At 44.9% G+C, this 263-nt stretch carries 1 protein-coding gene; it reads left to right on the forward strand.

Annotated features, from left to right (window positions below; translation table 11 throughout):
- On the forward strand, nt 1–255 hold a 255-nt coding region (locus KVT37_RS32315), incomplete at its 5' end, for a hypothetical protein (protein ID WP_217579040.1).
- Nucleotides 256–263 lie beyond the last annotated feature (8 nt).

A 263-nucleotide genomic window follows, 5' to 3' on the forward strand; every position in this document is an offset into this window, starting at 1 on the left:
GATATAGATATGCACATTATAGAGTTGATTTTCATTCTTTCAAGGAGTTTTCTCGGAGCGCTTACTGGAAGGGAGTTGACAGTGTTGGGGCAACAATCCAATAATTATAAGGATCTGTTAGAGTTGAATCGGCAGCTGAGGAAGCTGGGCCAAAGTCATCTGCAGAATGACCTGTTGCTGTTTCATCGTCTGGGAGTTCGGGTTGGGGCGGTGCTTGGCTTGTCGATTCCGTTTCAGTGTTGTCTAGGTTATTGACTGGATTT

The sequence above is a fragment of the Mesorhizobium sp. GbtcB19 genome (genome assembly GCF_019091085.1).
Lineage (GTDB): Bacteria > Pseudomonadota > Alphaproteobacteria > Rhizobiales > Rhizobiaceae > Mesorhizobium.